Origin of the sequence: Luteibacter sp. 1214, assembly GCF_031455395.1 — a bacterium.
Lineage (GTDB): Bacteria > Pseudomonadota > Gammaproteobacteria > Xanthomonadales > Rhodanobacteraceae > Luteibacter > Luteibacter mycovicinus.
This window is the reverse complement of sequence record NZ_JAVDSQ010000007.1, coordinates 244,261-266,025: the sequence shown is the minus strand read 5'-3', so window position 1 is coordinate 266,025 and position 21,765 is coordinate 244,261. Positions and strand designations below refer to the sequence as shown.

Genomic DNA, 21,765 nt, shown 5'->3' with positions numbered 1-21,765 from the left:
TCAGGGATGACCGGCCGTTTTCGGGGAGGCAGGGACAGCCGACTCGAAAACCCCCAGGCGAAGCCCGACCCGGCCGAAGGCCATTGATACACGGCGGCGGTAGCCGCCTTTCCCTGAGGGGTCGCCGCAGGCGTGGCCTCGAGGGTCACCCCCGCCGGCTCTCCAACACGACACGACACACCGCGACAAAGCCAAACGCGATGGCGCAAGCCGAGCCCGACACCTCCCCAAAAAAAGGCAAAAAAAACGGCATGCCGGAGCATGCCGTTTCGGAAAATACGTTGAAGGGTTCCCGTCAGATCTTCGCGATACCTTCGGGGCGCTTGGCGCCGGCGAAGTGCTTGGACCAGTAAGCCTCGTTGAGGTTATCCACGCGCACCGTCTTGCCTGCCGACGGAGAATGGATGAACTGGCCGTTGTCGATGTAGATGCCGACGTGCGAGATGGCCTTGCCGCGGGTGCGGAAGAAAACCAGGTCACCCGTCTTCATCTCGTTGCGCTTGACCTTCAGGCCGGCGAGGAACTGGCTGGCCGAGTTGGTCGGGAGGTCGAGGCCGATGCTGTGCGAGAAGACGTAGCGGACAAAACCGCTGCAGTCGAAGCCGGTGGACGGGGCGCGGCCACCGCGGTGGTAACGGATATCGCGGAGCTTCATGGCGAAGGCCAGGAGGGCCTCGCGGGCATGACCGTCGACGTGACCGGCCAGCTTGTCGGTGGCGGCGGCGACGAGGCTGTCGTCGTCATCGTCACCCAGTGTGTCGTCGTCGCTGGCGGCCGGAGCGGCAACCTTGGCGGCGGCAACCGGCGCCTTGGGGGCAACCAGGGAAGCGACGTCAGGGATGGCCGACTGGGCCAGGGCATTCGCCGGAGCGAAGACCGGAAGATCAGTGAGAAGAAGCGTCGCGGACTGGTCAAGACCCTGTGGAGCGGTGACCGTGTCGGCGATAACGGGTGTGACAACAGCGAAACAGCAGGAGGCTAACGCGAGAGCGGTCAGTCGCTTTAAATGCATGAGCGAGAAGGCCTATTCATCGTGAAGTTAAGCCGCCGTGAAGGTGAGACGACCGTGAACGAGTGGTGAAGTTACCAAACCCCCTCGCCCTAGTTGTTGGCATAAAGTTAAAAAACGCCTGTCCTAGGAAACATTCATACAAGTCGCAGGAAAGCGCGGAAAACAGGCCGGAAACCTGAACCGATATAAGCACTTGGATTCACATATGTGATGGCCCGGATAGCCCGTCGCGGGCGGCGGGCAGCCGAAAACGTGCATCCGGTCACGTCAGGCGTTGTACGCCCTGGCGCCAAACAAGGCGCTGCCTACCCTCACCTCGGTGCTGCCCTCGGCAATGGCCAGGGCGAAGTCACCGCTCATGCCCATCGACAGGCGATCGACCGTGTGGCCGGCGTCGCGGGCGGTGTTACGACATTGATACAGGGTCCGGAAGCAGCCGCTGACGATGCCCTCGTCTTCGGATGCCTCAGCCAGCGTCATCAACCCACGCACCCGCAGCGACGAGAACGCACGGAGCTGATCGAGGAACGCGGGAAGCATGTCCGGGGCGAGCCCGAACTTGCTGTCCTCGCGGGAGGTCTTGACCTGGATGAGGACATCGATCGCCCTGCCTTCGGCCTGCAGCGCCTTATCCAGCGCGACGGCCAGATCCAGGCGGTCCAGCGACTGGACCTCGGACGCGAGCCGGGCAACGGGCCTGGCCTTGTTCGTCTGCAGGTGCCCGATGACCACCCAGTCCAGCGCCTCGGCCGCCAGGTCGGCGGCCTTGGCCTGAATCTCCTGCACCTTGTTCTCGCCGAAACGTCGCAGGCCGAGGCCGACGGCCTCACGGACCACGTCACTGCCGAAGGTCTTGCTGACCGGTAACAACGTCACTTCGGAGGGATCGCGCCCCACGCTGACGCAGGCCGCGGCGATCCGGCCCCGCACGATCGCGAGGCGACCGGCGAGCGTATCGGCACCAGCGGTCGTACCGGCACCAGCGGTCATGCCCTGGACGCTTCCTGAAAGTGGCGGGCGACGACGTCGGCCACCACCATGCTCACGCGCTTGCCGGTCGGGATGTGCAGGAACTCATTCGGGCCGTGCGCGTTGGAATGCGGCCCCAGCACGCCGGTGATGAGGAACTGGGCCCGCGGGAATTTCTCGCCCAGCATGCCCATGAAAGGAATGCTGCCGCCCTCACCCATGTAGGCGGCCGGGGCGCCGAAGTAGTGCTCGGATGCCTTCGCGACGGCCTCCTCAAGCCACGGCGAGAGCGCTGGCGCGTTCCAGCCGCTACCGTCCTTCTCGAGCGCGAAGCTGACCTTCGCGCCGTACGGGGGATCCTTCTCGAGCAGCTCCTTGAGGAACTTGCCGGCTTCGGCACCCGACAGTGTCGGCGGTACGCGCAGGCTGAGCTTGACCGCGGTCTTCGGGCGCAGCACGTTGCCGGCGCTGTCCAGCGGCGGCATGCCGCCCACACCGGTCACGGCCAGCTGCGGACGCCAGGTGCGGTTGAGCACGAGCTCGGTCAGATCGCTGGTGGTGGGCTTCATGCCTTCGACAAACGGGAACTTGTCGTAAATGTCCGTGCCCAGCACGTCGGCCGAGCGACGCGCCTGCTCGATGCGCTGCGCGGGGATCTCGACGTACAGTTCCTTCGGCACGATCTCGCCGGTCTGCGGGTTCTCCAGACGGCTGAGGATGTCGCGCAGAATACGAAAGCTGGAAGGCACGACGCCCGACGCGTCGCCGGAATGCACACCCTCTTCGAGCACCTGCACGGTGAGGTTGCCGCCGGTCATGCCGCGAAGCGACGTGGTCAGCCAGAGCTGGTCGTAGTTGCCGCAACCGGAGTCGAGGCAGACCACGAGGGCCGGGTTGCCGATGCGGTCGGCCAGGTGGTCCACGTAGTAAGGCAGATCGTAGCTGCCCGACTCTTCGCAGGCCTCGATCATGATTACGCAGCGCGCGTGCGGCACGCCCTGCTCGCGCAGCGCCAGCAGCGCCGCCAGCGAGCCGAAGATCGCGTAGCCGTCATCCGCGCCGCCACGACCGTAAAGCTTGTCGCCCTTGATCACCGGCGTCCACGGGCCGAGGTCCTCGGCCCAGCCCGTCATCTCCGGCTGCTTGTCGAGGTGGCCGTAGAGCACGACGGTCTCGTCGGTGCCCTTGCCGGTCACGCCCTGCGCCGGCACGTCGATGTAGATCAGCGGCGTACGGCCCTCGAGGCGGACCACCTCGAGCGTGGCACCCTCGAACGCCGGCAACTTGGAGCGCGCCCACGTTTCCATCAGTGTCACGGCCTGATCCATGTACCCGTGCTCGCGCCACTGCGCATCGAACATGGGCGACTTGTTCGGAATGCGGATGTACTCGACCAGCTGCGGGACGATTTCCGCGTCCCAGAGGCCGCTGACGAAGGAAGAAATGCGCGAGGTATCCATGGCGGGCACGACTCTGTGGGACAAAGGACGATTGTAACAGCGCCGACAGGGGTGACCTTCACACCGTGGTCCGGCTCCGTCGCGCCGTGATGCGGGCGACGCACGCTGACAACGCCGCCGCGCCGGTACGCGACGCCGGTTGCGCAGCGCAGAGTGCCCGGGCGTCATCCGACGCGCCTACCCAGGAGATTTCACCGTGAACTACCGTCTGTTCGCCCTCGCCGGCCTTCTCGCCTGCCTGCCCGCCTTCGCCTCCACCCCCGTCAACGTGAACACGGCCGATGCCTCTACGCTCGCGCAGTCACTCGATGGCGTCGGCCTCGCCAAGGCTCAGGCGATCGTGGCGTGGCGGGAAGCCAATGGCAGCTTCGAATCCGCCGACCAGCTCGTCGAGGTCAAGGGGATCGGCCAGTCCCTCGTCGAACGCAACCGGGACGCCATCCAGGTGGACGGAGGTGCCAAAACCGCAAAGAGCGCCAAGCCGCCCCGCGCCGCCAAAGCGAAGGCCAGGGCGAAGGCGGCCGACGCGGACGAGTGACCCCTCCCCCTTTCGCCGCCGGCGGAACGCGCTACACTCGCGCCCCATGCCGGCGGCGCTTCTGCCCTGCCGACGTGACCAGGGGCCAGACGAAAGCAATGATCCTGCCGCGTTACCGCATCGCCGCTTCCGCCATCCCCGGCGCAGGCAAAGGTCTGTTCGTCGATGAATTCGTCGCCGCGGGCCGTATCGTCACCGCGCCCGACGCGATCGACCAGACGCACCGCTGGGACGACATCATGGCGTCCCCCGCCCTGTCCGCCGACCTTCACGCCGCCGCGCGCTGGTTCGAGGACCGCTACACGGTGTCGCCCGACTGGCCGGACGAGTGCTACGTGAATCACAGCTTCGAGCCCACCGGCCTCTGGCACCTGGGCTTCATCTTTGCAGCGAAGGATCTCGCGCAAGGCACTGAAATCACTGTCGATTACCGACACCTTCTCGCGCCGGGCCAGGAAGAGAGCTTTAATGACGCGGCAAGTGGTGAGAAAATAACCGGCTTGCCCTGGCAGGAAAGCCTCGCGCAGTCCACGCGCGCCCTGGCAGCTCTGCTCGGCTGAACCCTTGGTCACCTCGATGTCACTATCCGATATCCCCGTTCTGGAAACGCCGCGCCTGCGGCTTACCGCTCTAACCGAACATCACTTCGACGACTACGCGAGGATGCTCGCGGACGCGGAGAGCACGCGCTGGATCGGTGACGGCCAGCCGCTCGACCGCATGAATGCCTGGCGATCCATGGCCATGCTGCTTGGCCACTGGGCGTTACGTGGCTGCGGCATGTGGGCCATGGAACTGAAGGACACCGGTGAATTCATCGGCCGTGCCGGACTCATGAAACCCGAGGGCTGGCCCGACCTCGAACTGGGCTGGATGCTGAAGCCCGAACACCGCCACCACGGTTATGCCACCGAAGCCGGTGAGGCCATCCTCGCCTTCGCCTGGAAAGAGATGCACGCGCAGCGCGTGATCAGCCTCGTGCGCATCGGCAACGAAGCCTCCGACCACGTTGCCGAGCGCCTGGGCGGCGAGCACATCGACAACATCGACTTCCTTGGCGGCGCGACGCATCTGTTCGCCTATTACCCGCCGCACCGCGAAGTCCGCCGGGCGGGCTGACTCACAGGGCTTACATCGCCGGCGCGAAATCCGAACGGCGCCGGCGCTGCTGTGTCGCGCCGCTGAGACCGGCGAGCGCCAGCAGCCGTGCGGTGCGCATCCATGCCACGATCGCCACGCCAAGCTGCACGATCAGAAACGCGGCGAACCATTCGCCGCCGACCGCGACCGAATGACCGCGCCAGGATGCGATCAACACGGTCAGACCCAGGCCGACCGCCGTAATGACGACATAGGCGAACAGGCTGGCGACGGGTCGACGCACCACCTGCACCACGCCGCGTCCGAACGCACGCCATGCCGAGCGCAAGGTGATGTCCGCGATGAACTGTGCACGCGCCGACTCCACGATCGCCTGGGCGACGACGAAGCACAGTGCGATCACTACGAGCGACCCATGCTGGTACATATCGGCGGTCGACGGCAGCAAGGCGGCGTCGACCTTATCGTCGACGAGGGACGAAACACCTTTCGCGGCAAGGACGACGAGGCCGTAGGGAATCAGCGAGAGCGGGAGCAGGCGCAGCATGCGTCCGTACTCGGTCGCGCCGCCTTGCAACAGCCCGCCAAAGCTCAGGGCGCGATTCGCCCGGCCGCCGGCAACGGCCATGCCGGAAAGAAACGGCGAGATGGCAAGCGTCAGCACCGCCCCCGCGACGAAGGCCGAACCGATCCACGGGCTGGCTTGCAACGCGGACGACACATCGCCCAGGAAAAGACCGTTGAAGTGACGCGCCCATTCCTCCGCGTGCACGGAGTGACCCAAAAGGCCGTCGAGCACGCGCCAGAGCGGCAACGCCACGACGAGGGTCGGCAGCAGCGTGATGAACACCCAGAGCAGCATCAGCCGCCATTGCAGGCCTCCCACCATGCCGAGACCGAGAGCCGAAGCGGCGGAACGTTTGGTGCGCGCGTTCATAGCGTCCCCAGGAAAGCGTAGATACCCTGGATCAGCGCAGCGAAGTCGGCGCCCCAGCGGTTGGAAGCGGCGTGATTCGACTCGACGGTGCGACTGTCGTTGAGCTTGTTCGCATCGAGATAAATCTTCTGCGCCGGATCGAGTTCGGCGGAAACGCCCTTCGCGGGCTTCGTGAAGGCGAAGCGGGCCCAGCGTCGCTGATCGTCCCAGCGCACGTTTTCCGTTGAGCCGTCGGCGAAGCTCACCTTCAGCGTCTGCGGTACCGACGAACCATCACGCCAGACCGTGACCACGGTCTTCCACGGAAACGGCCCCGTACCTTTCTTCGCATCCGGATGCGCCTTATTCCAGGCCTCACGTTGCTTGTCGATCGCCGCCTCGTTCTCCTCGCTGCTCGTCTCGACCCGCCTGCCGTCCTTCATGACGGTACCGGCCAGCGGCAGCACTTCGTCACTGGTTATGTCGCTGACACGGTCGTCGATACGATCGGTGCCGAAGACGTATTGGTTGAACACCTGCGCGACGACGTCAGGCTTGCCGGACGATTCGGAAAGCGAGGCCTGAAGGTCGGCAATGGACGGATGACGGAAGTGCCACCGGGCGTAGTAGTCCTTGAAGGCCTTTTCCATCACTTCCTTGCCGAGACGCTCCTCCAGATCGTGCATCGCCGTCGCGGTACGCGTATAGACCGTCACGTAATCGCCGCTCGACAGGCGATCCCATGCGTTTTGTCCGAGCGGGTCGGATGGACGGGAAAGCGTGGCGAACATGCGTTCGAGCATGAAGACAGGCATCGCCGGTTGCACGCCAAAGAACTGCCAGACCGGCTGCGTGAGATACAAGGGCTGGCCACGCTCGCGCAGCATGCGCTCGTCCCAGTACTCGTTGAGGCCCTCGTCCAGCATGGGCTCTTCAAACTCATTCGAGGCCAGCAGTCCGTAGAAATAACCATGGCCGAACTCGTGGATCGTGACGAAGTCGAGCATGTACTCGTCCATCGTCTTCGGCTTGACGCTGTCGTATGCCTCGGCCGTGAAGAACGTCGGGTACTCCATCCCGCCGGCTTCGGACGCGTTGAACGGCGGCACGACCGCGGTCACCGTCTTATACGGGTACGGACCCAGCGTGTCGGAAAAGTAGCTCAGCGAATCGAGCGTTGCCTTAAGCACCGGTTTCGCGCTGGCCGCGTATTCGGGCGGATAGATCACCCGCACCCTGACCTTCGGGCTGCCGGGCCCGTTCCAGTCGCTATCCAGTGTCTTGTAGCCGGGGGCGGCCATCCACGCAAAATCGTGTACGTCGCCCTGGATGAAATGCCAGGTCAGCTCATTTCCTTCCGGAACCGGCTCACCCTGCTGCTCACCGACCGCGCCGACGACGTAGCCTTTCGGCACGGTCATGCGCACGTCGTACTCGGCGAAGTCGGCATAGAACTCGCTGCTGAAGTGGAACTCGTGCACGTTCCACCGCGGCTCGGTCGCACCGCGCTCACCCGGAAGCTCGAGCACGCCGATCTTCGGGAACCACTGGGCGACCAGATGGAATTGGCCCACGTAGCCCGTGCGCTCGATCACGCGCGGTAGCTGGCTGTGAAAATTCATATCCAGGGTCACGTTGCCACCGGCCGGCACGGGCTGCGCCAGATCCACGCGAATCACGGTGTGATCCGTCGCAGGGCCGCCGTCGGGATGGACGTAACTCCACTTCAGGGCGGCGCCGTCCTGCTCGACGTTACCAAGGTCGATGTAGCCCCATTCGCCCTTCTTCACCTCGGCGGTGCCGCGTGCGCCACCGGCGGCGGCGAGCAGCGCGCGCTCGGTGAAAAAGGTGCTGCCCTCGCCTTCGAACGCGTTGAGATACATGTGCAGGAAGACCGCCGACACGGGACGGTCGCTGCGGTTATGCCAGGTCAGCTGCTGCTGGCCGTCCACGGTGTGCTTGTCGGGATCGAGCCGCGCCTGGATGCGATACGACACCACGCGATCCGAGAGGGTCGCTTCCTGACCGTTACGCGGGCCACCCCAGGCGTCGGGCGCACTGGGTGTGCGTACCGAGCCGGCATGCGGCGAGGCGAAGGGAATTTCGACAGGGACCGCAGGGGGCGCCACGGTGCTGGCCCCTGCCGGCGCGGGAAGAGCGGGCGCGGCCGCTTGCCCCCACACACTACCGACGCAAAGCAGCAACCCCGCGGCGACGAAACGAACCATCCTGCCTGCCTCTCGGCGCATCGAACCCCCTCCCCCTGTCATCCGGCGATGATTGCTGGCTCAGACTTCACGCCGATATAGGCCAGAGGTCACGCCCCGCCTGCCATGACTCATCCCACGAAGGATCGCTGGCGCATCCATTTCGTGACAATCCACTTCTCACCCTGGGTGACGGGCGCCCCGCCGTGCAGCGAAAGCACGTCCAGCGAGCCGTCGGCGTCGGTGTATTCGAAGTACAGCGCCTGCCCCTTGCGCGGCACGTAGCTGAAATCGATGCGGGGAAAGATGGTTTCGCCGCCGGCCTCGACATCGGCCAGGTACATGATCAGCGTGGAGACACGCTGACCGCCCTGGGCCAGATGGGGCTCGCTGCCTTTCTGGTCGGGCGGGAAGTAATCGAAGTGCGGTACGTACTCGCCGCCGACGCCATAGCGCATCACCTGCAGGCCTTCGCCGTGCTCATGGGGTAACCGCATGATCTCGGCGGCCCGCCGGTCGATGCGTAGTACGAGCGGGTTCTCGCCCCGCTGGAAAAACGCGCCTTCGCTCGTACGGATACCCATGACGGTATTGGCGCCCGACTCGGGCGACACCACGGCCGAGCGTGCCAGTCGCGATCTGGCCTGCTCGATCATGCCCTCGCACTCGGCGTCGTCGAGGACACCATCGAGAACGGCGATCGTCGGCCTGGCGATACGCAGAAGAACGCGGACGTCACGGTCGGAGGTCCGCAGTACATGCCCCTCCGCCAGGCGGGAGCCCGGGGTATGCCAGGCTGGCGCGGCGGCGGTCGCGGGCCCGCCGAACAGCGCATCGGCGATGGCCGTACGCGCGGCCCCCTCGTCGAAATCGTTTTCCCGCATCGTGGTGAGCAGCTCGGCCGGCGCCGACCCTGCCGCCAGCGCCTCACCGATCCACGTGTGCCATTCGGGGGTGATCCTGGTGTGCCGTCGCGTATCCATATGCGCTAGCCTCGCTCCGGGGCATTGAACCGTACTAATTGACATCCTACACCGACACGGTGAGTCACTGAAACGCCCGGGGAGGCCGCATGACGCAGCACGCACATGGCAGTTTCGAAGTAAAGATCGCCCCCGACGGGGCCGTTGACGCGGATGATGGATCGGCACTCGGCCGGATGAGTCTGGAGAAGACGTTTTACGGAGGGATGGAGGGTACCTCCAAAGGAACCATGCTCACCGCCGGAAGTACGAGCGTGCAGGGCTCAGCCGCCTACGCGGCCGTGGAGCGATTCACGGGCTCGGTCAACGGGCGAGCAGGCAGCTTTGCGCTCGTCCACCGGGGGGTGATGTCCGCGGCCGGACAGGAGCTCCTCATCACGATCGTCCCGGATACCGGCAGCCGCGAACTCACGGGCATCACCGGAACCTTTTCGATCACGATAGACAACGCGGGTGGGCACACCTACGACCTGGCGTATACGCTGCCTTAGGTGGCCAACAACCACGCCAGCTTCTTCGCCTTAGGCAGCCGCTTCACCGCCCACTCGGCCCGCGACGCCTCCGACCGGTCCGCGAATGGCCGTGAGCCCAGCAACCGCACCGGCGGATTGGCCCGCGTATAGCGCGCACCCTTCCCCGCCACATGAGCCGCATAGCGCGCGTCGAGGTCGTTGGTGATCCCCGCGTACCAGGCGCCGTTCCGACATTCGATGAGATAGACGCACCACATGGACGTAGCGTAACCCGCCGCCGCGTGACGGGCGACACGCAGGATCAGCCCGCCTTTGCTGGCGCCGTCAGTTTTTCGAGTGCCTTACCCACGGCGGCGAACGCGAACGCGCCGGTGACGTGCGTGGCCGCACCAAGCCCACCGCCGCAGTCGAGCTTGAGCGCATCGCTACCGGGCGGGCGCACGCCACACACGCTGCCGTCCGCCTGCGGGTACTGGACGTTCTGCAACGAGTACACCGCCGAAACGCCGAAGAAGCGATCGGGGTTGCGGGGAAAACCGTGCTCCTGGCGAAGCTTTTTCCGGATCATGCTGAGCATGGCGTCGTGCTCGGTACGCGACAGGTCGCGCACGCGGACCTGAGTCGGATCGGTGCGACCGCCCGCCGCGCCTACCGTGACCAGCGGGACCTTTCGCCGACGACACCAGACGATCGTCTCCAGCTTGACCTTGAGCGCGTCGCACGCGTCGATCACCACATCGTAGTTGCGGTCGAGCAGTTCATCGAGCGTGGACGGCGTAAGGAAGCGTTCCATGGCCTCGAGCCGGATGGTCGGACTGATCGCATGAGCCCGCTCGGCGATGACGCCGACCTTGGGTTTGCCGTACTGACCGTCGAGTGCATGCAGCTGACGGTTGGTATTGGACAGGCAGACGTCGTCGCCATCGATCAGGGTCAGGCGCCCCACACCGCTGCGCGCCAGGGCTTCCGCCGCCCACGAGCCGACGCCACCGACGCCGATGACGCAGACATGCGCATGGGCGAGGCGGTCCAGGCTGCCGCGCCCGTACAGGCGCTCGATACCGGCGAAGCGTTCCGCCTGTGCGGTGCTCACATGACTCTCGGAGGAAAGGACTGTGCTCATTGTCTCATATTGAAAGAATGGGGCCGTCCGCTATGCTGACGGCCGTGCCAAGTCATGGAACACCAATGCGTGCGCTGCTCTTCGTCATCCTCGGCCTCGCGGTCGGCGCGATGGGCGCGACTTTCGCGCTGTCCGCCCTGCGTCAGGGCACGCCGTTCCATGACGGCGTGATGGCCGTGATGCAGCACCACATGGGCGCGCTGCGAGCCAACGTGCGGGCGAAACAGTGCGATGCCAAGGTCTCGGCCGAGCGGCTAACGCGCCTGCGCCTGACGGCCGGCGACATTCGTGAGGCGTTCCCGGGTATGGACGCGGGGTTCGCCAGAGCCGGCGCCACGCTGGATGCCGCACTGGATGCGGCCGTCGCGGCGGCGCCCGCCAGCTGCGACGCCCTTGCCGTCGCGCTGAAACCCGTAGGCGATGCCTGCCAGTCCTGCCATCAGCAGTACCGCTGACCCATGAACGACGCCGGCCCCTCTGTCGCCTCGCCTTCGGACAAGCCCACCGGTCCGCTCGGCTTCCTGCGCATGCGCTGGTGGCTGCTGGTGCGCGCCATGGCGCGCTTTGAAACGACCATGTTCCTGCGTACGCGCTACTCGCAGCCGAAGATGGTGGCGATCGGCGTCGTCGGCAGCTTCTGCCTGGCGGTGTATTACCCGGTCTGGGCCTACCTGTTCCCGCAGCCCTACGAGAACCTGCCCATGCGGCTGGTGTGTAGCGCGACCTTCATCCCGCTCGCCCTGCTGCCCTGGTGGCCGCGCCGCCTGCGGACGCATCTGCCGACATACTGGTATTTCGCGATGACGGTCGCGATGCCGTTTTTCGTCGGCTACATGACCTTACGCAACGCCACGCCCGCGTGGCTGATGACCCATCTTGCCTGCGTCATGCTGCTGATGATGCTGTTCGACCTGGTCAGCTTCCTGCTGGTGTTCTCGCTGGGCAGCCTGCTCGCGGGTCTGGTGTTCGTGCTGTCCCCGGAAGCCCACCTCCATACCCGGACGATGCTGGAGTACATCCCCTTGTTGATGTTCGGCATGGTCGGCGGCGCCACCTGCACGGTGTCGTCGAATATGGCCGAGCAATCGCGGATCGACGCCCTGACCGCGGCGTCCAACAACATCGCCCACGAACTACGCACGCCTCTGGGGTCGCTGCGCATCGCCGCGCGCGCCGTCGCCCGCTTCATGCCCGATCTGATCCGCAGTCACCGGCTCGCCGAAAGCGAGGGCCTGGCCGTCCCCGAAATGCGCGCGCAGAACCTGCATGCCCTGGAGCGCAGCATCGGTGTGATGGAGCGCGAGGTCACCTACGCCAACACGATCATCGACATGCTGCTGCTCTCGGCGCGTCCGATCGGCGAGGTGCCGCTCTCCCTGCTCCAGGCCCGCGAGTGCGTGGAGCAGGCGCTGCGCCGCTTTCCCTATGGCTCGCGCGCCGAACGAGACCGCATCACCCTGTCACCGACCGGCGACTTCTCGCTCATGGGCGAGGAAAGCCTGGTGGTCCACGTGCTGTTCAATCTTCTGCGCAATGCACTTTTTCATACAGATCGCGCGGGCAAGGGCGAGATCCGGGTCTTCATCGAGCCCGCCGACGGTGGCAACCGGATCCGGGTCCACGACACCGGTCCGGGCATCCCCGCGGATGTCCTGCCCCGCATTTTCAACCGGTTTTATTCCTATTCCAGCGACAGCGCCGGCACCGGCACCATCACCGGACTGGGAATAGGACTCGCTTTTTGCCGCGCGGCGATGGAGCATATGGGCGGTGGCATCGCATGCCGTACCGACCTGGGTGAATTCACCGAATTCACTCTGACCTTCCCGCATTCGAACACCGGGGGCCGGCAGTGACGACGTTGAACGCGCAGGGCGACATCCAGCCTTTCCATTTCCCGACCACCACGGTACTGGTCGACGACCACGAGGAATACCTCGACGTCGTCCCGTTGCTGCTCGATCCCATGGTCCGGGTCCGCACCTTCAGTTCACCGCGCAGCGCGCTGGCCACGCTGGGCAACAACGGCAGCCGTCCGGTGCCGGGCGGCGGCTGGCTCTACCGCTGGAAGGACCGCCCCTCGGAGACCCAGGAGCTGGTGGCCCTCGATATCGATTCGATCCATCGGGTGGTCTACGACCCGGAGCGCTTCGCGGAGATTTCGGTGGTGGTGGTGGATCAGGCCATGCCCGAGATGGACGGCATCACGTTCTGCAAGCGCCTGCCGAATCCGCATATCGGCAAGATCCTGCTGACCGGCCGGGCCGATGACGCCACGGCGATCGATGCCTTCAATTCGGGCGTGATCGACCGCTTCATCCGCAAGAACGACCCGCTAGCCATCGAGAAGCTGCAGACCGCCATCTCCGAGCTGCAGCGCCGGTACTTCGACCGTGCCAGCGCTTTCGTCGCCGAAACGCTGGCCCTGGGCAACTTCCGCTTCCTGCGCGACCCCGCCTTCCGCGAGGTCCTGCAGAGCGTCACCGCCACGTTCCAGCCCGTGGAGTGCTACGTGCACTGCAATCCGACGGGCCTGTTGCTGGTCGACGCCTGGGGGATCGGCCGGTTTCTGCTGGTCCAGACGGACGAGGACCTGCGCACCCACTATGAAATTGCGGCAGATCTGGGGGCGCCCGGCGCCGTTCTGGAGTCCCTGCGGAGTGGCGAAGCCCTGCCCTGGTTCAACTCGCGTGACGGCTTCTATCACAAAGGCGTGGAGCGGCCTGAAGAACACATGTATGCCGCCACCGCCGTTTCCGGCGAGCAGTGGTACTACTACGCCCTGATCGACGACGTGGAGCGCTTCCGGCTTCAGCACGTCAAGTCGTACCGCACCTGGCTCCGGGAGCAGGATCTGAGTCTGGCCGCCGACAGCCGACCACGATTCATCTAAACGGGTTACCTTCGCCCTTCCGGAAACGCCATCGCGCCCGGCACCCGGCGCGTGGCGTTGTATTGCCCAAAACATGCGGTGCGCTCGCGGGTCTTCCGACCCGCCGACGCTTCTCTCCAGGTATTGCGTAAGGCCGCAGGGTCGTTCGCGACCCACCCCTGGCCTTTCCCGTTTTCGCGCCCGCCCGGGCGAGGTTGGCGCGCGCGTGCCGTTCGTGGTGAACGGCAACGTGTCCATCGCCCATGCCATCGAGAGAGAGATGTCCATGGAAAACGTTTCCGTTCTGCACCGTGTCGTTACCGCCCCTGCGCTGCCTGGCTTCGTCGCGACCCGCGTGGATCGATTCCACAACGAACGCGTGGCGATCGACTGGGGTGGCCGTCACATTTTGCGCGGGCGTCGCCCCGCCGGCGGCGACCTGATGCTCCAGAGCAACGATTATCTTGCGATCGCGGGACATCCCGCCATCGTCGAAGCACAGCGTGAGGCACTGGCCGAAGGCGGCCTTGGCATGATGATGTCGGCGCTGTTTCAGCAGGACGCGGATCAGCCGCTGCATCGTGTGGAGGCCGAGCTGGCGCGCGCGGTAGGGAGTGAGGACGGCATCCTCGCGCAATCCGGTTTCGCCGCCAACGTCGGCCTCATCCAGTCCATCGCCGGCGATCGCATCCCCGTCTACGTCGACATGCTCGCGCACGCGTCGTTATGGGAAGGCATTCGCAGCGCCGGGGCCAGAGCGGTGTCCGTATTGCACAACGACGTGACGCATCTGGAGCGACAGGTGCTGCGCAACGGCCCGGGCGTGATCGTCGTGGATGCGGTCTACAGCACCAACGGCAGCCTCGCTCCCCTCGAGGCCATCGCCAACCTGTCCCGGGAGCACGGCTGCGTCCTCGTTGTCGACGAGTCGCACTCGCTGGGTACGCACGGCGTGCGCGGGGAAGGACTGGTTGCCAGCCTGGGCCTCAACGACCGCGTGCATTTCATCACGGCGAGCCTGGCCAAGGCGTATTGCTCGCGCGCGGGCTTCATCGCGTGCACCACACGTTTCAAGGATTATTTCGGTTGCGAAGCTCTGCCCGCCATCTTCAGCTCGTCCTTGCTGCCACACGAACTCGCGGGCATGTCGGCGGCCCATCGGGTCATCCAGACCGAGGGCTGGAGGCGCCAGCGCCTGCGCCAGGTGACGCGCCGGGTACGCACGGAACTGACGGAACTGGGCTATCCGATCGCGGATGGAACCGAGCAGATCATCGCCTTCGAAGCCGGCCAGGAGATCCTCACCGGCAAGGTACGTGACGTGATGGAACAGCACGGCGTCTTCGGTTCCGTGTTCAGCGCACCTGCCACCACGGTCAACCGCTCGTTGCTGCGCCTGACACTGAACGCGGGCATGAGCGACGACGACGTGGCACGACTGATCGACGTGTGCCGCGTCGCGCGTGACGCCATGGCGTTGCCGTCGTGGAGCGCCATGCGTCGGGCGCGTCGCGACGGCGAGCGGGAATCGGCGGCCGCCGAAGTGGCGTGAGGGCTCCGGCTCAGTAGGACGGCAGCGGGATTCGCTCGCTTTCGTCCCCCGGTACGAGTGGGAAACGTCCTTCGGCCCACTCGACCTTTGCCGCTTCGATCAGCTCTTTCGAACTGGCGACGAAATTCCACCAGAGGTGGCGCTCCCCATCGAGTGGGGCGCCGCCGAACAACATGATCAACGACGGTTGCGTGGCCTCGAGTACCGGAGCTTCGCCTTCGTGGGCCACGGCCATGTCCAGCGCCCCCAGCGGAAGGTCGCCGAAGCGCGCGGCACCTTCCACCACGTAGGCGCCCCACTCCGCGTGCTGCTCAGGCATCGTCACACGTGCGCCCGCTTCCAGCCGCGCCTCGACAAAAAACATGGGTGCGAACACGCGTACGGGCGACGACACACCGAAAGCCTCACCGGCGATGACGACCAGTCGCGCACCGTCGCGCTCCACCACGGGCAACGTGCTCGCCGGATGGTGGTGAAATTCGGGATCGATGCGTTCATGGGTCTTCGGCAACGCCACCCAGACCTGTATGCCGTGGAGATCCTGTCCGCTGTGACGTTCGTCCGGCGGGGTGCGTTCGGAATGCGCGATACCGCGCCCGGCCGTCATCCAGTTGACGTCACCGGGATGGATATCCACCGCGCTGCCGAGACTGTCGCGATGGCGGATCGCCCCCTGAAACAGCCAGGTCACCGTGGCGAGGCCGATGTGCGGATGCGGGCGGACATCCATGCCCTTGTCCTCACCGAAGGAGGCAGGTCCCATCTGATCGAAGAAAACGAAGGGGCCGACGTGTCGGGCCTTGAGATGCGGCAGCATGCGCCGTACGACGAATCCGTCGCCGAGGTCGCGCTGCTTGCCGTCGATGGGCGTGATGGTCATGGCGCACAGACTAGCGCGCGTGCACCCAATCCGCGATGCGTCCGGCGATTGCGCCGGGCGCTTTCATCCACGCGAAATGATCCGCGGGCGCCCCGTCGAGGTCGTCAGGCACGACGACCGAGACCTCGCGCGGCGCGTCGGGCATCTTATCCAGCAGGAATGCCAGCGAAGGCGCGGGCCCCAACCAGTCGTCCCGTAGACGCTGGGCCAGGACGGGTGCTTTCTGGTGGCGCAGTGCGGCCTCCAGGTCGACGTCCATGCCACGAGCGGCGTAACGCCCGGTGCGACCGCTGCGCGACCAGTCGGCGATCACGCCACGGGCCTCATTGCCACCGAAGCCGATCCGGCGACCGGGAAGCCGACCGGCCACAGCCGCGAGTAACGGAGCCACCACATAGGCGAGACCGACCCAGGGACTGAAGCGGCGCCAGTACGGTGCCCCACTGGCGACCAGCACCAGACCGGAAACCGGAATCGCCGTCGTCGCCGCGAGCAAGGAGGCGAGTTGTCCGCCGAGACTGTGCCCTCCGATATACAGGGGGGCGTCTGGCGCGGCCTCACGAAGGCGGTGAAGGCTGACCGGGAGGTCGTCATGCAGGAGTTCGCGATAACCCCAGTTGAGTCGACGCGATGCGCGCCGGTCGCTGGAGCCGATGCCTCGCCACTCGTGGATGGCGACGGCGATACCTCGCGCGCTCAGCGCGAGAGCAAGCAATTCATAGTGACGGGCGCCGACGCCCATGGCGGGCAGCCAGAGCAGCGTCGCGGCGATCTCGCCCGCCGGGAGGTAAAGCAGCAGATCCGACGATGCCCCGTCCGCCATGCGCAGTGGCGCTGCGCTGCGCACGATCGCATCGCGCGTGGGTTCCGTCATCGATTCAGCTTCCCCGAAACGCAAAAACCCTCCCGGCACAGGGCGCCGGGAGGGCTAAAGTCATGCAAAACGGGCGGCGCGAGCCAGCCCTGGGGCATTACTTCGGAACGACGTTGTCAGCCTGCGGACCTTTCTGGCCCTGGGTCACGGTGTATTCCACCTTCTGACCCTCGGCAAGCGACTTGAAGCCGTTGCCCTGGATGGAACGGAAATGCACGAACACGTCCGGACCACCCTCATCCTGAGTGATGAAGCCAAAGCCCTTGGCGTCGTTGAACCACTTCACAGTACCAGTTGCCATCACACACACCTCTATCCAACACACTAAAAACCCGGCTCGACGAGCCGGCGACTTACTGAGCTTGCAGGACCGGGTGAGGCGATGGAGCGTTAACTTCGCGCTTACATCGGGTCACTCGCGTGACCGCGCAGACACAGTAGGGTCGATCATAACCGTATTTTCCGGAAGTTCTGTAGGGGATCCCCTACATCAGCCGTTTTTTTGACACGGATCACGCGATTCGGACAGAAAAATCGGAAATGACGAGCAAAAAAAGGCCGGGCGTCGCCGCCCGGCCTTTTCGAAGCTCGGTCAGTCCGAAGGCTTAGGCCTTCTGGACTTCCTCAGCCTGCAGGCCCTTCTGGCCGTTCACGACCTTGAAGGAGACCTTCTCGCCTTCGGCGAGCGACTTGAAGCCGTTGCCCTGGATGGCGCGGAAGTGCACGAACACGTCCGGGCCATTCTCGCGCGAGATGAAGCCAAAGCCCTTGGCGTCGTTGAACCACTTGACGGTGCCGATTTCACGATCCGACATAGAAACACTCCAATACGATTTTTTACGAATAAAACCAGCAACTTAAATAGTTGCCGCCTAACTGGTGTGCAAGGAAACGCGAGGAGCGAAGCGATGTTGCGGATACGTGATCAGCTGCATCGGGTCAAACTAACTCTATGACCCCGGCAAACACAGTCCGGCGACTATACAGGCCCGGAAACCAAATTGCGATGGCGCGATGCGCCGCCTCGCCCGGTCGCCACTGACGCCGCGTTCACTCATTCCGCGCACATGCTTGCGCCCCGTCGCAACGTTCATGCGAATTGACCTACCATCCGATCCACGCTCAGCCCAAGGGGGACCGCCTCATGAACCGCTCCAGCTTCCGACTCGTTCCGCTTCTCATGGGCGCCCTCGCCCTCGCCGCGTGCGCGGACCACAACACCAAGCCGCAGCCCAGCACCACCCGGACGACCAGTTCATCCACGGCGACGGGCAAGAGCGTCGTCAAGCAGCGCACCGCGACCACGACCGTGACCAACGTTCCCGCGAGCAAGACGGCCGGCCGCGCCGCCGCTGCCTCGGGCCCGCTGCCGGACAGCACCGGCATCGCGGCATGCGATGAATACCTGGCGAGCTACAAGAGCTGCCACCTCGCGGCGGGTATCTTCGCCCGCGACCAGATCGACAGCCGCTACGACATGATGCGCACCAGTCTGCTCCGCCAGTCGCAGGATCCGGATATGCGTGGCCAGCTCGGCGCCCGTTGCGCGTCGCTTGCGGGTCAGCTGAAGGATGCGTTGCACGGAAAGTCGTGTGCCGATACCCCGGCACCGGCATCCACGCGCTGATCAATCGGCGAGCGCTTCGCGCAGCAGACCGGCCAGCCCTCGCGGCTGGCCTTTTTCTATGACGATACGCGGCGTGCCATGCCACGCCGCGCACTCATGCAGGGCCTCCGCCAGGTCCCCGACCAGCGCCGGAGACAGGACGACACCCTCCTCCAGCCAGACGCCCAGTACCTGGAAAAACCCTTCCTGACGATGAGCCTTGGCGTCGAGCCGGCCGACCAGGCGACCGCGATGCAGGATCGGCAGCGCGTAGTAGCCGTACTTTCGTCGGGGCGCGGGCGTGTAGCACTCGATGGTGTATTCGAAACCGAACAGTTCCAGCGCGCGTGCCCGATCCCAGACGACGGGATCGAAAGGCGACAGGAGAACGGTACGCGTGGCCCTCAAACCGTTGCGTGCGGCGTCGGCGAGCGATCCCGCGTGCTCGCGGTGAACGTATGCCCTGTCGCTCCACCCGGTGACGGCAACCTCGATGAGCGATCCTTCCGCCACCAGCGACGCCAGCTCCTCGTCGGTCACGCGCGGACGCAGGCGGTAGTAGTCGGCGATCCAGCGCGCCCGGGCGATGCCCAGCGCCGCCACGCTGCGCAGGATGAAATGACGGCGCACCGCCGATTCGTCGAGGGAGTCCGCTGGCGGCGGCTCCGGCCAGCGTGCCGTGACCCGCTCGGCGAGATCGTAGACACGCTGGAAACGATCGCGCCGGGCGATCATCAGGTCGCCGAGGGCAAACCACGCCTCCAGCCAGCGCTTTTCGGGTTTCCAGCCCCACCAGCCCTTCGTTCCGGTCGCTTCACGCTCGAAGTCCGCCGCGCGCAAGGGGCCTTCCTTACGGATGCGGTCGATCAGAGCATCCATGTCGCCACGGGCCTCGGCGTGTACGCGCAGCGCGTTTTTATGCGCCCAGTGCCCCGCCCGCCCACTGCGGTAGTCGCGGTGGAAGCGATAGTCCTGCGCTGGCACGAAACAGGCCTCGTGCGCCCAGCATTCGGCGAGCAGGCCGTCGGCGAGCGATTCGTCGAGCCACTCGGTGCGATAGGCACCCAGTCGCGAGAAAAGCACCATGTAAGGGCTTCGCGCGACGACGCTGATCGTATCGATCTGCAGCATGCCATACGTGAGATCGCGGTCAGGACGTCCGCCTTGCGCGCTCGCCGCGTCACACGGTTAGCGAGGCCCTGCGCGGCCAGATGCAGCAGCTGCGCCGAACGATGAGACAGCTCCATCACGGCGTCCGTGGAGGACCTGTCGGATACGCGTGACGGCACGGTAAAGGCCTTTCCGCAGTTGGGCCGCCATTAAATCGTGCCTTGCTAGCGTCGGCAACGATGTCGCAAGCCGAGGGCTTGCGACCCCTGCCACCCCCGACCACGGAGGCTTACATGAAGAAGAACATTCGCGCTGCCGCGCTTGGCGCATCCCTGCTGCTGGCTGGCGCCGCATTCGCCCAGGACGTTCCACCGCCCGCCCGCGTCCCGCCTCCGCCGCCGGGTGAGGCCACGCCTCCGCCGCCTCCGCCGCCGTCGGACACGGCACCGGGTTCGATGCAGCAGGCGCCGGATCCGGCCATGCCGCCGCCGGCCGCCGATGCACCGCCTCCGCCCCCGCCGCCGGGTGGCGCACCGGGGATGCCGGGCGCATCGACGCCACCCCCGGGTGGTCAGGTCACGGTCAACAGCGGCCCGGCCCCGGCCAAGCCGTCCGGTCCCGCACCGGATTTCACGACGCTCGCGGGCGGTAAGAAGTCGATCACGCCAGAACAGGCCTCAGCGTTTCCGCTGCTGGCGAACGACTTCCAGTACGCCGACTCGAACCGCGATGGCCATATTTCGAAGGCCGAGTACGAGAAGTGGGTGACCAAGTCCGGCGCCAGCGGTCAGTAAGGCGTTCGCTCCGATGTCTCTCGACGGCCCGCATTCGCGGGCCGTCTTTTTTTAGCGCGACCTTACCCGGATCCCGGCGTCATGCGCGAACCGCCCCACTCCCCGGGGAGGACGACGAGATCACGCATACGTTCGCAAGTTTCCATGCAGGGTCTTCACATTTGTCACGGATACACTTCGCGCCTGCCGGACAGTCGCCGGCTCAGGGAGTGTCCGTGCCATGAAACGAATCCACGCCGCCGGCGCCTTCGGCGTCTACGCCTGTCTGCATGCGGGCCTCGCGCTCGCGCAGAATCCGAGCCCGATCGACATCCGTGCCTGCTCGGCGATCGAAACCGACTCGCAGCGACTGCTTTGCTATGACAAGGCCGTCGGTCGCCCGAACATGATGACGGCGGCGAAGAAAGAAGACCCGAAGGGCAATTCGCTCAGCGTCGATCTGGCGACCCGCAACTCGGCCGACGTGGGGCGTCCGCTGTCGCTGCTCGACAGCCGCTGGGAGCTCTCGCCCGAGAGCAAACTCGGTACGTTCAATCTGCGCGGTTACAAGCCGACCTACGTATTGCCGTTCTTCGGCACCAACAAACAGAACACGACGCCGCACACGCCCGCGCCGGACCACACCGTCACGACGCCGCAGGATCTCGACAACGTCGAGGCGAAGTTCCAGATCAGCCTGAAGACCAAGGTCGCCGAGAACCTCTTCGGCGACAACGGCGACGTGTGGGTCGGCTATACGCAGTCGTCCCGCTGGCAGGTGTACAACAAGGACAACTCGCGTCCGTTCCGCGAGACCAACTACGAGCCGGAAGCGTTGCTGGTGTTCAACACCAACTACAACATCTTCGGCTGGAACGGCCGTCTGGCCAGCATCGGCATCAACCATCAGTCCAATGGACGCGCCGATCCCCTGTCGCGCAGCTGGAACCGCGTCGTCGCGGATATCGGCCTGGAACGCGAAGGCTGGACCATCATGCTGCGTCCGTGGTGGCGTATCCCGGAAGCACGCAAGGACGACGACAATCCGGACATCAAGGACTATATGGGCCGTGGCGAAATCACGGTCGTGCACGAAGTGGGGCGTCAGGAGTTCTCACTGACGGGGCGTCATTCGTTCCGTACGGGTGACCGCTCGCATGGCTCGCTGCGTGGCACCTGGAGCTTCCCGGTGGTCAACAACCTGCGTGGCTACGTGGAAGCGTTCAACGGTTATGGCGAGAGCATGATCGACTACAACCACCGTGCGACGTATCTGGGCATCGGTGTGTCGTTGCTGGATTGGTATTGATCTCTTA

24 protein-coding genes are annotated in these 21,765 nt (G+C 65.3%); 11 read left to right on the top strand and 13 right to left on the bottom strand.

Features of this window, described 5'->3' with window-relative positions:
• Positions 1 to 295: 295 nt before the first annotated feature.
• The 3 genes from J2X57_RS16530 to J2X57_RS16520 all read right to left on the bottom strand — a co-directional run bounded on the left by J2X57_RS16530 (position 296) and on the right by J2X57_RS16520 (position 3,441).
• Positions 296 to 1,012, bottom strand: a complete 717-nt coding sequence (locus J2X57_RS16530; RefSeq protein ID WP_036111872.1) for a C40 family peptidase — start codon at positions 1,010 to 1,012, stop codon at positions 296 to 298.
• Positions 1,013 to 1,279: 267 nt separating this feature from the next.
• Complete coding sequence (locus J2X57_RS16525) at positions 1,280 to 2,002, bottom strand: YggS family pyridoxal phosphate-dependent enzyme (RefSeq protein ID WP_309868823.1); 723 nt, start codon at positions 2,000 to 2,002, stop codon at positions 1,280 to 1,282.
• Entirely contained in the window at positions 1,999 to 3,441 is a 1,443-nt protein-coding gene (locus J2X57_RS16520) for a M20 family metallopeptidase (protein WP_308847490.1), read from the bottom strand. Before J2X57_RS16520 ends, J2X57_RS16525 begins: the two co-directional genes overlap by 4 nt.
• Positions 3,442 to 3,637: 196 nt before the next feature.
• Here J2X57_RS16520 and J2X57_RS16515 point away from each other — a divergent pair, with 196 nt between their 5' ends.
• The 3 genes from J2X57_RS16515 (at position 3,638) to J2X57_RS16505 (ending at position 5,098) form a co-directional block, all read left to right on the top strand.
• Positions 3,638 to 3,979, top strand: a complete 342-nt coding sequence (locus J2X57_RS16515; RefSeq protein WP_309868821.1) for a helix-hairpin-helix domain-containing protein — start codon at positions 3,638 to 3,640, stop codon at positions 3,977 to 3,979.
• A gap of 98 nt (positions 3,980 to 4,077) precedes the next feature.
• Positions 4,078 to 4,539 (top strand): SET domain-containing protein, encoded by a 462-nt coding sequence (locus tag J2X57_RS16510; protein ID WP_043694877.1) that lies wholly within the window; start codon positions 4,078 to 4,080, stop codon positions 4,537 to 4,539.
• A 16-nt stretch (positions 4,540 to 4,555) separates the two neighbouring features.
• Positions 4,556 to 5,098 carry a GNAT family N-acetyltransferase gene (locus tag J2X57_RS16505; RefSeq protein ID WP_036111861.1) on the top strand — a complete coding sequence of 181 codons (543 nt, stop codon included), beginning with the start codon at positions 4,556 to 4,558 and terminating at the stop codon, positions 5,096 to 5,098.
• A gap of 10 nt (positions 5,099 to 5,108) precedes the next feature.
• On the opposite strand, the gene J2X57_RS16500 is transcribed toward J2X57_RS16505, so the two are convergent.
• The 3 genes from J2X57_RS16500 to J2X57_RS16490 form a co-directional block, all read right to left on the bottom strand.
• Positions 5,109 to 6,017: a hypothetical protein gene (locus J2X57_RS16500; protein WP_036111859.1), complete on the bottom strand. Its 909-nt coding sequence runs from the start codon at positions 6,015 to 6,017 to the stop codon at positions 5,109 to 5,111.
• Entirely contained in the window at positions 6,014 to 8,224 is a 2,211-nt protein-coding gene (locus J2X57_RS16495; protein WP_309868818.1) for a M1 family metallopeptidase, read from the bottom strand. Before J2X57_RS16495 ends, J2X57_RS16500 begins: the two co-directional genes overlap by 4 nt.
• A gap of 110 nt (positions 8,225 to 8,334) precedes the next feature.
• Entirely contained in the window at positions 8,335 to 9,186 is an 852-nt protein-coding gene (locus J2X57_RS16490; RefSeq protein ID WP_309868817.1) for a 2OG-Fe(II) oxygenase, read from the bottom strand.
• An 89-nt stretch (positions 9,187 to 9,275) separates the two neighbouring features.
• Between J2X57_RS16490 and J2X57_RS16485 the strand changes: the two genes are divergently transcribed.
• Positions 9,276 to 9,677 (top strand): DUF3224 domain-containing protein, encoded by a 402-nt coding sequence (locus J2X57_RS16485; RefSeq protein ID WP_079522895.1) that lies wholly within the window; start codon positions 9,276 to 9,278, stop codon positions 9,675 to 9,677.
• On the opposite strand, the gene J2X57_RS16480 is transcribed toward J2X57_RS16485, so the two are convergent.
• Positions 9,674 to 9,916, bottom strand: coding sequence for a GIY-YIG nuclease family protein (locus J2X57_RS16480; RefSeq protein WP_036111852.1), 243 nt, complete (start codon positions 9,914 to 9,916; stop codon positions 9,674 to 9,676). The genes J2X57_RS16485 and J2X57_RS16480 overlap by 4 nt on opposite strands.
• Positions 9,917 to 9,960: 44 nt before the next feature.
• Positions 9,961 to 10,752: a tRNA threonylcarbamoyladenosine dehydratase gene (locus J2X57_RS16475; RefSeq protein ID WP_309868814.1), complete on the bottom strand. Its 792-nt coding sequence runs from the start codon at positions 10,750 to 10,752 to the stop codon at positions 9,961 to 9,963.
• Between the two features lie 95 nt (positions 10,753 to 10,847).
• Here J2X57_RS16475 and J2X57_RS16470 point away from each other — a divergent pair, with 95 nt between their 5' ends.
• The 4 genes from J2X57_RS16470 (at position 10,848) to cqsA (ending at position 15,206) form a co-directional block, all read left to right on the top strand.
• Positions 10,848 to 11,237 (top strand): cytochrome C, encoded by a 390-nt coding sequence (locus J2X57_RS16470; RefSeq protein WP_309868812.1) that lies wholly within the window; start codon positions 10,848 to 10,850, stop codon positions 11,235 to 11,237.
• Positions 11,238 to 11,240: 3 nt separating this feature from the next.
• Positions 11,241 to 12,638 carry a HAMP domain-containing sensor histidine kinase gene (locus tag J2X57_RS16465; protein WP_051943433.1) on the top strand — a complete coding sequence of 466 codons (1,398 nt, stop codon included), beginning with the start codon at positions 11,241 to 11,243 and terminating at the stop codon, positions 12,636 to 12,638.
• Entirely contained in the window at positions 12,635 to 13,675 is a 1,041-nt protein-coding gene (locus tag J2X57_RS16460; RefSeq protein ID WP_051943431.1) for a response regulator, read from the top strand. The genes J2X57_RS16465 and J2X57_RS16460 overlap by 4 nt, the downstream gene beginning before the upstream one ends.
• Positions 13,676 to 13,880: 205 nt before the next feature.
• Positions 13,881 to 15,206, top strand: coding sequence for an alpha-hydroxyketone-type quorum-sensing autoinducer synthase (cqsA, locus tag J2X57_RS16455; RefSeq protein WP_308847485.1), 1,326 nt, complete (start codon positions 13,881 to 13,883; stop codon positions 15,204 to 15,206).
• Between the two features lie 10 nt (positions 15,207 to 15,216).
• On the opposite strand, the gene J2X57_RS16450 is transcribed toward cqsA, so the two are convergent.
• From J2X57_RS16450 to J2X57_RS16435, 4 genes are all read right to left on the bottom strand, one after another.
• Positions 15,217 to 16,086, bottom strand: coding sequence for a pirin family protein (locus J2X57_RS16450; RefSeq protein WP_043694890.1), 870 nt, complete (start codon positions 16,084 to 16,086; stop codon positions 15,217 to 15,219).
• Between the two features lie 10 nt (positions 16,087 to 16,096).
• Positions 16,097 to 16,960: an alpha/beta fold hydrolase gene (locus J2X57_RS16445; protein WP_309868804.1), complete on the bottom strand. Its 864-nt coding sequence runs from the start codon at positions 16,958 to 16,960 to the stop codon at positions 16,097 to 16,099.
• Positions 16,961 to 17,057: 97 nt separating this feature from the next.
• Positions 17,058 to 17,261 (bottom strand): cold-shock protein, encoded by a 204-nt coding sequence (locus J2X57_RS16440; protein ID WP_036111837.1) that lies wholly within the window; start codon positions 17,259 to 17,261, stop codon positions 17,058 to 17,060.
• Positions 17,262 to 17,565: 304 nt separating this feature from the next.
• Positions 17,566 to 17,775 (bottom strand): cold-shock protein, encoded by a 210-nt coding sequence (locus J2X57_RS16435; protein ID WP_036111834.1) that lies wholly within the window; start codon positions 17,773 to 17,775, stop codon positions 17,566 to 17,568.
• Between the two features lie 329 nt (positions 17,776 to 18,104).
• Between J2X57_RS16435 and J2X57_RS16430 the strand changes: the two genes are divergently transcribed.
• Positions 18,105 to 18,587 carry a hypothetical protein gene (locus J2X57_RS16430; protein ID WP_309868798.1) on the top strand — a complete coding sequence of 161 codons (483 nt, stop codon included), beginning with the start codon at positions 18,105 to 18,107 and terminating at the stop codon, positions 18,585 to 18,587.
• Here J2X57_RS16430 and J2X57_RS16425 read toward each other — a convergent pair whose 3' ends face one another.
• Complete coding sequence (locus J2X57_RS16425) at positions 18,588 to 19,697, bottom strand: crosslink repair DNA glycosylase YcaQ family protein (protein WP_309868795.1); 1,110 nt, start codon at positions 19,695 to 19,697, stop codon at positions 18,588 to 18,590. It abuts the gene before it with no gap.
• Positions 19,698 to 19,969: 272 nt separating this feature from the next.
• On the opposite strand from J2X57_RS16425, the gene J2X57_RS16420 reads away from it, so the two are divergent.
• The gene (locus J2X57_RS16420; protein WP_309868792.1) at positions 19,970 to 20,470 is read left to right on the top strand and encodes a hypothetical protein; all 501 of its coding nucleotides are present in this window, start codon (positions 19,970 to 19,972) and stop codon (positions 20,468 to 20,470) included.
• A 220-nt stretch (positions 20,471 to 20,690) separates the two neighbouring features.
• A complete protein-coding gene (locus J2X57_RS16415) occupies positions 20,691 to 21,758 on the top strand; it encodes a phospholipase A (protein ID WP_036111825.1) in 1,068 nt (355 codons plus the stop codon).
• Positions 21,759 to 21,765: the final 7 nt, after the last annotated feature.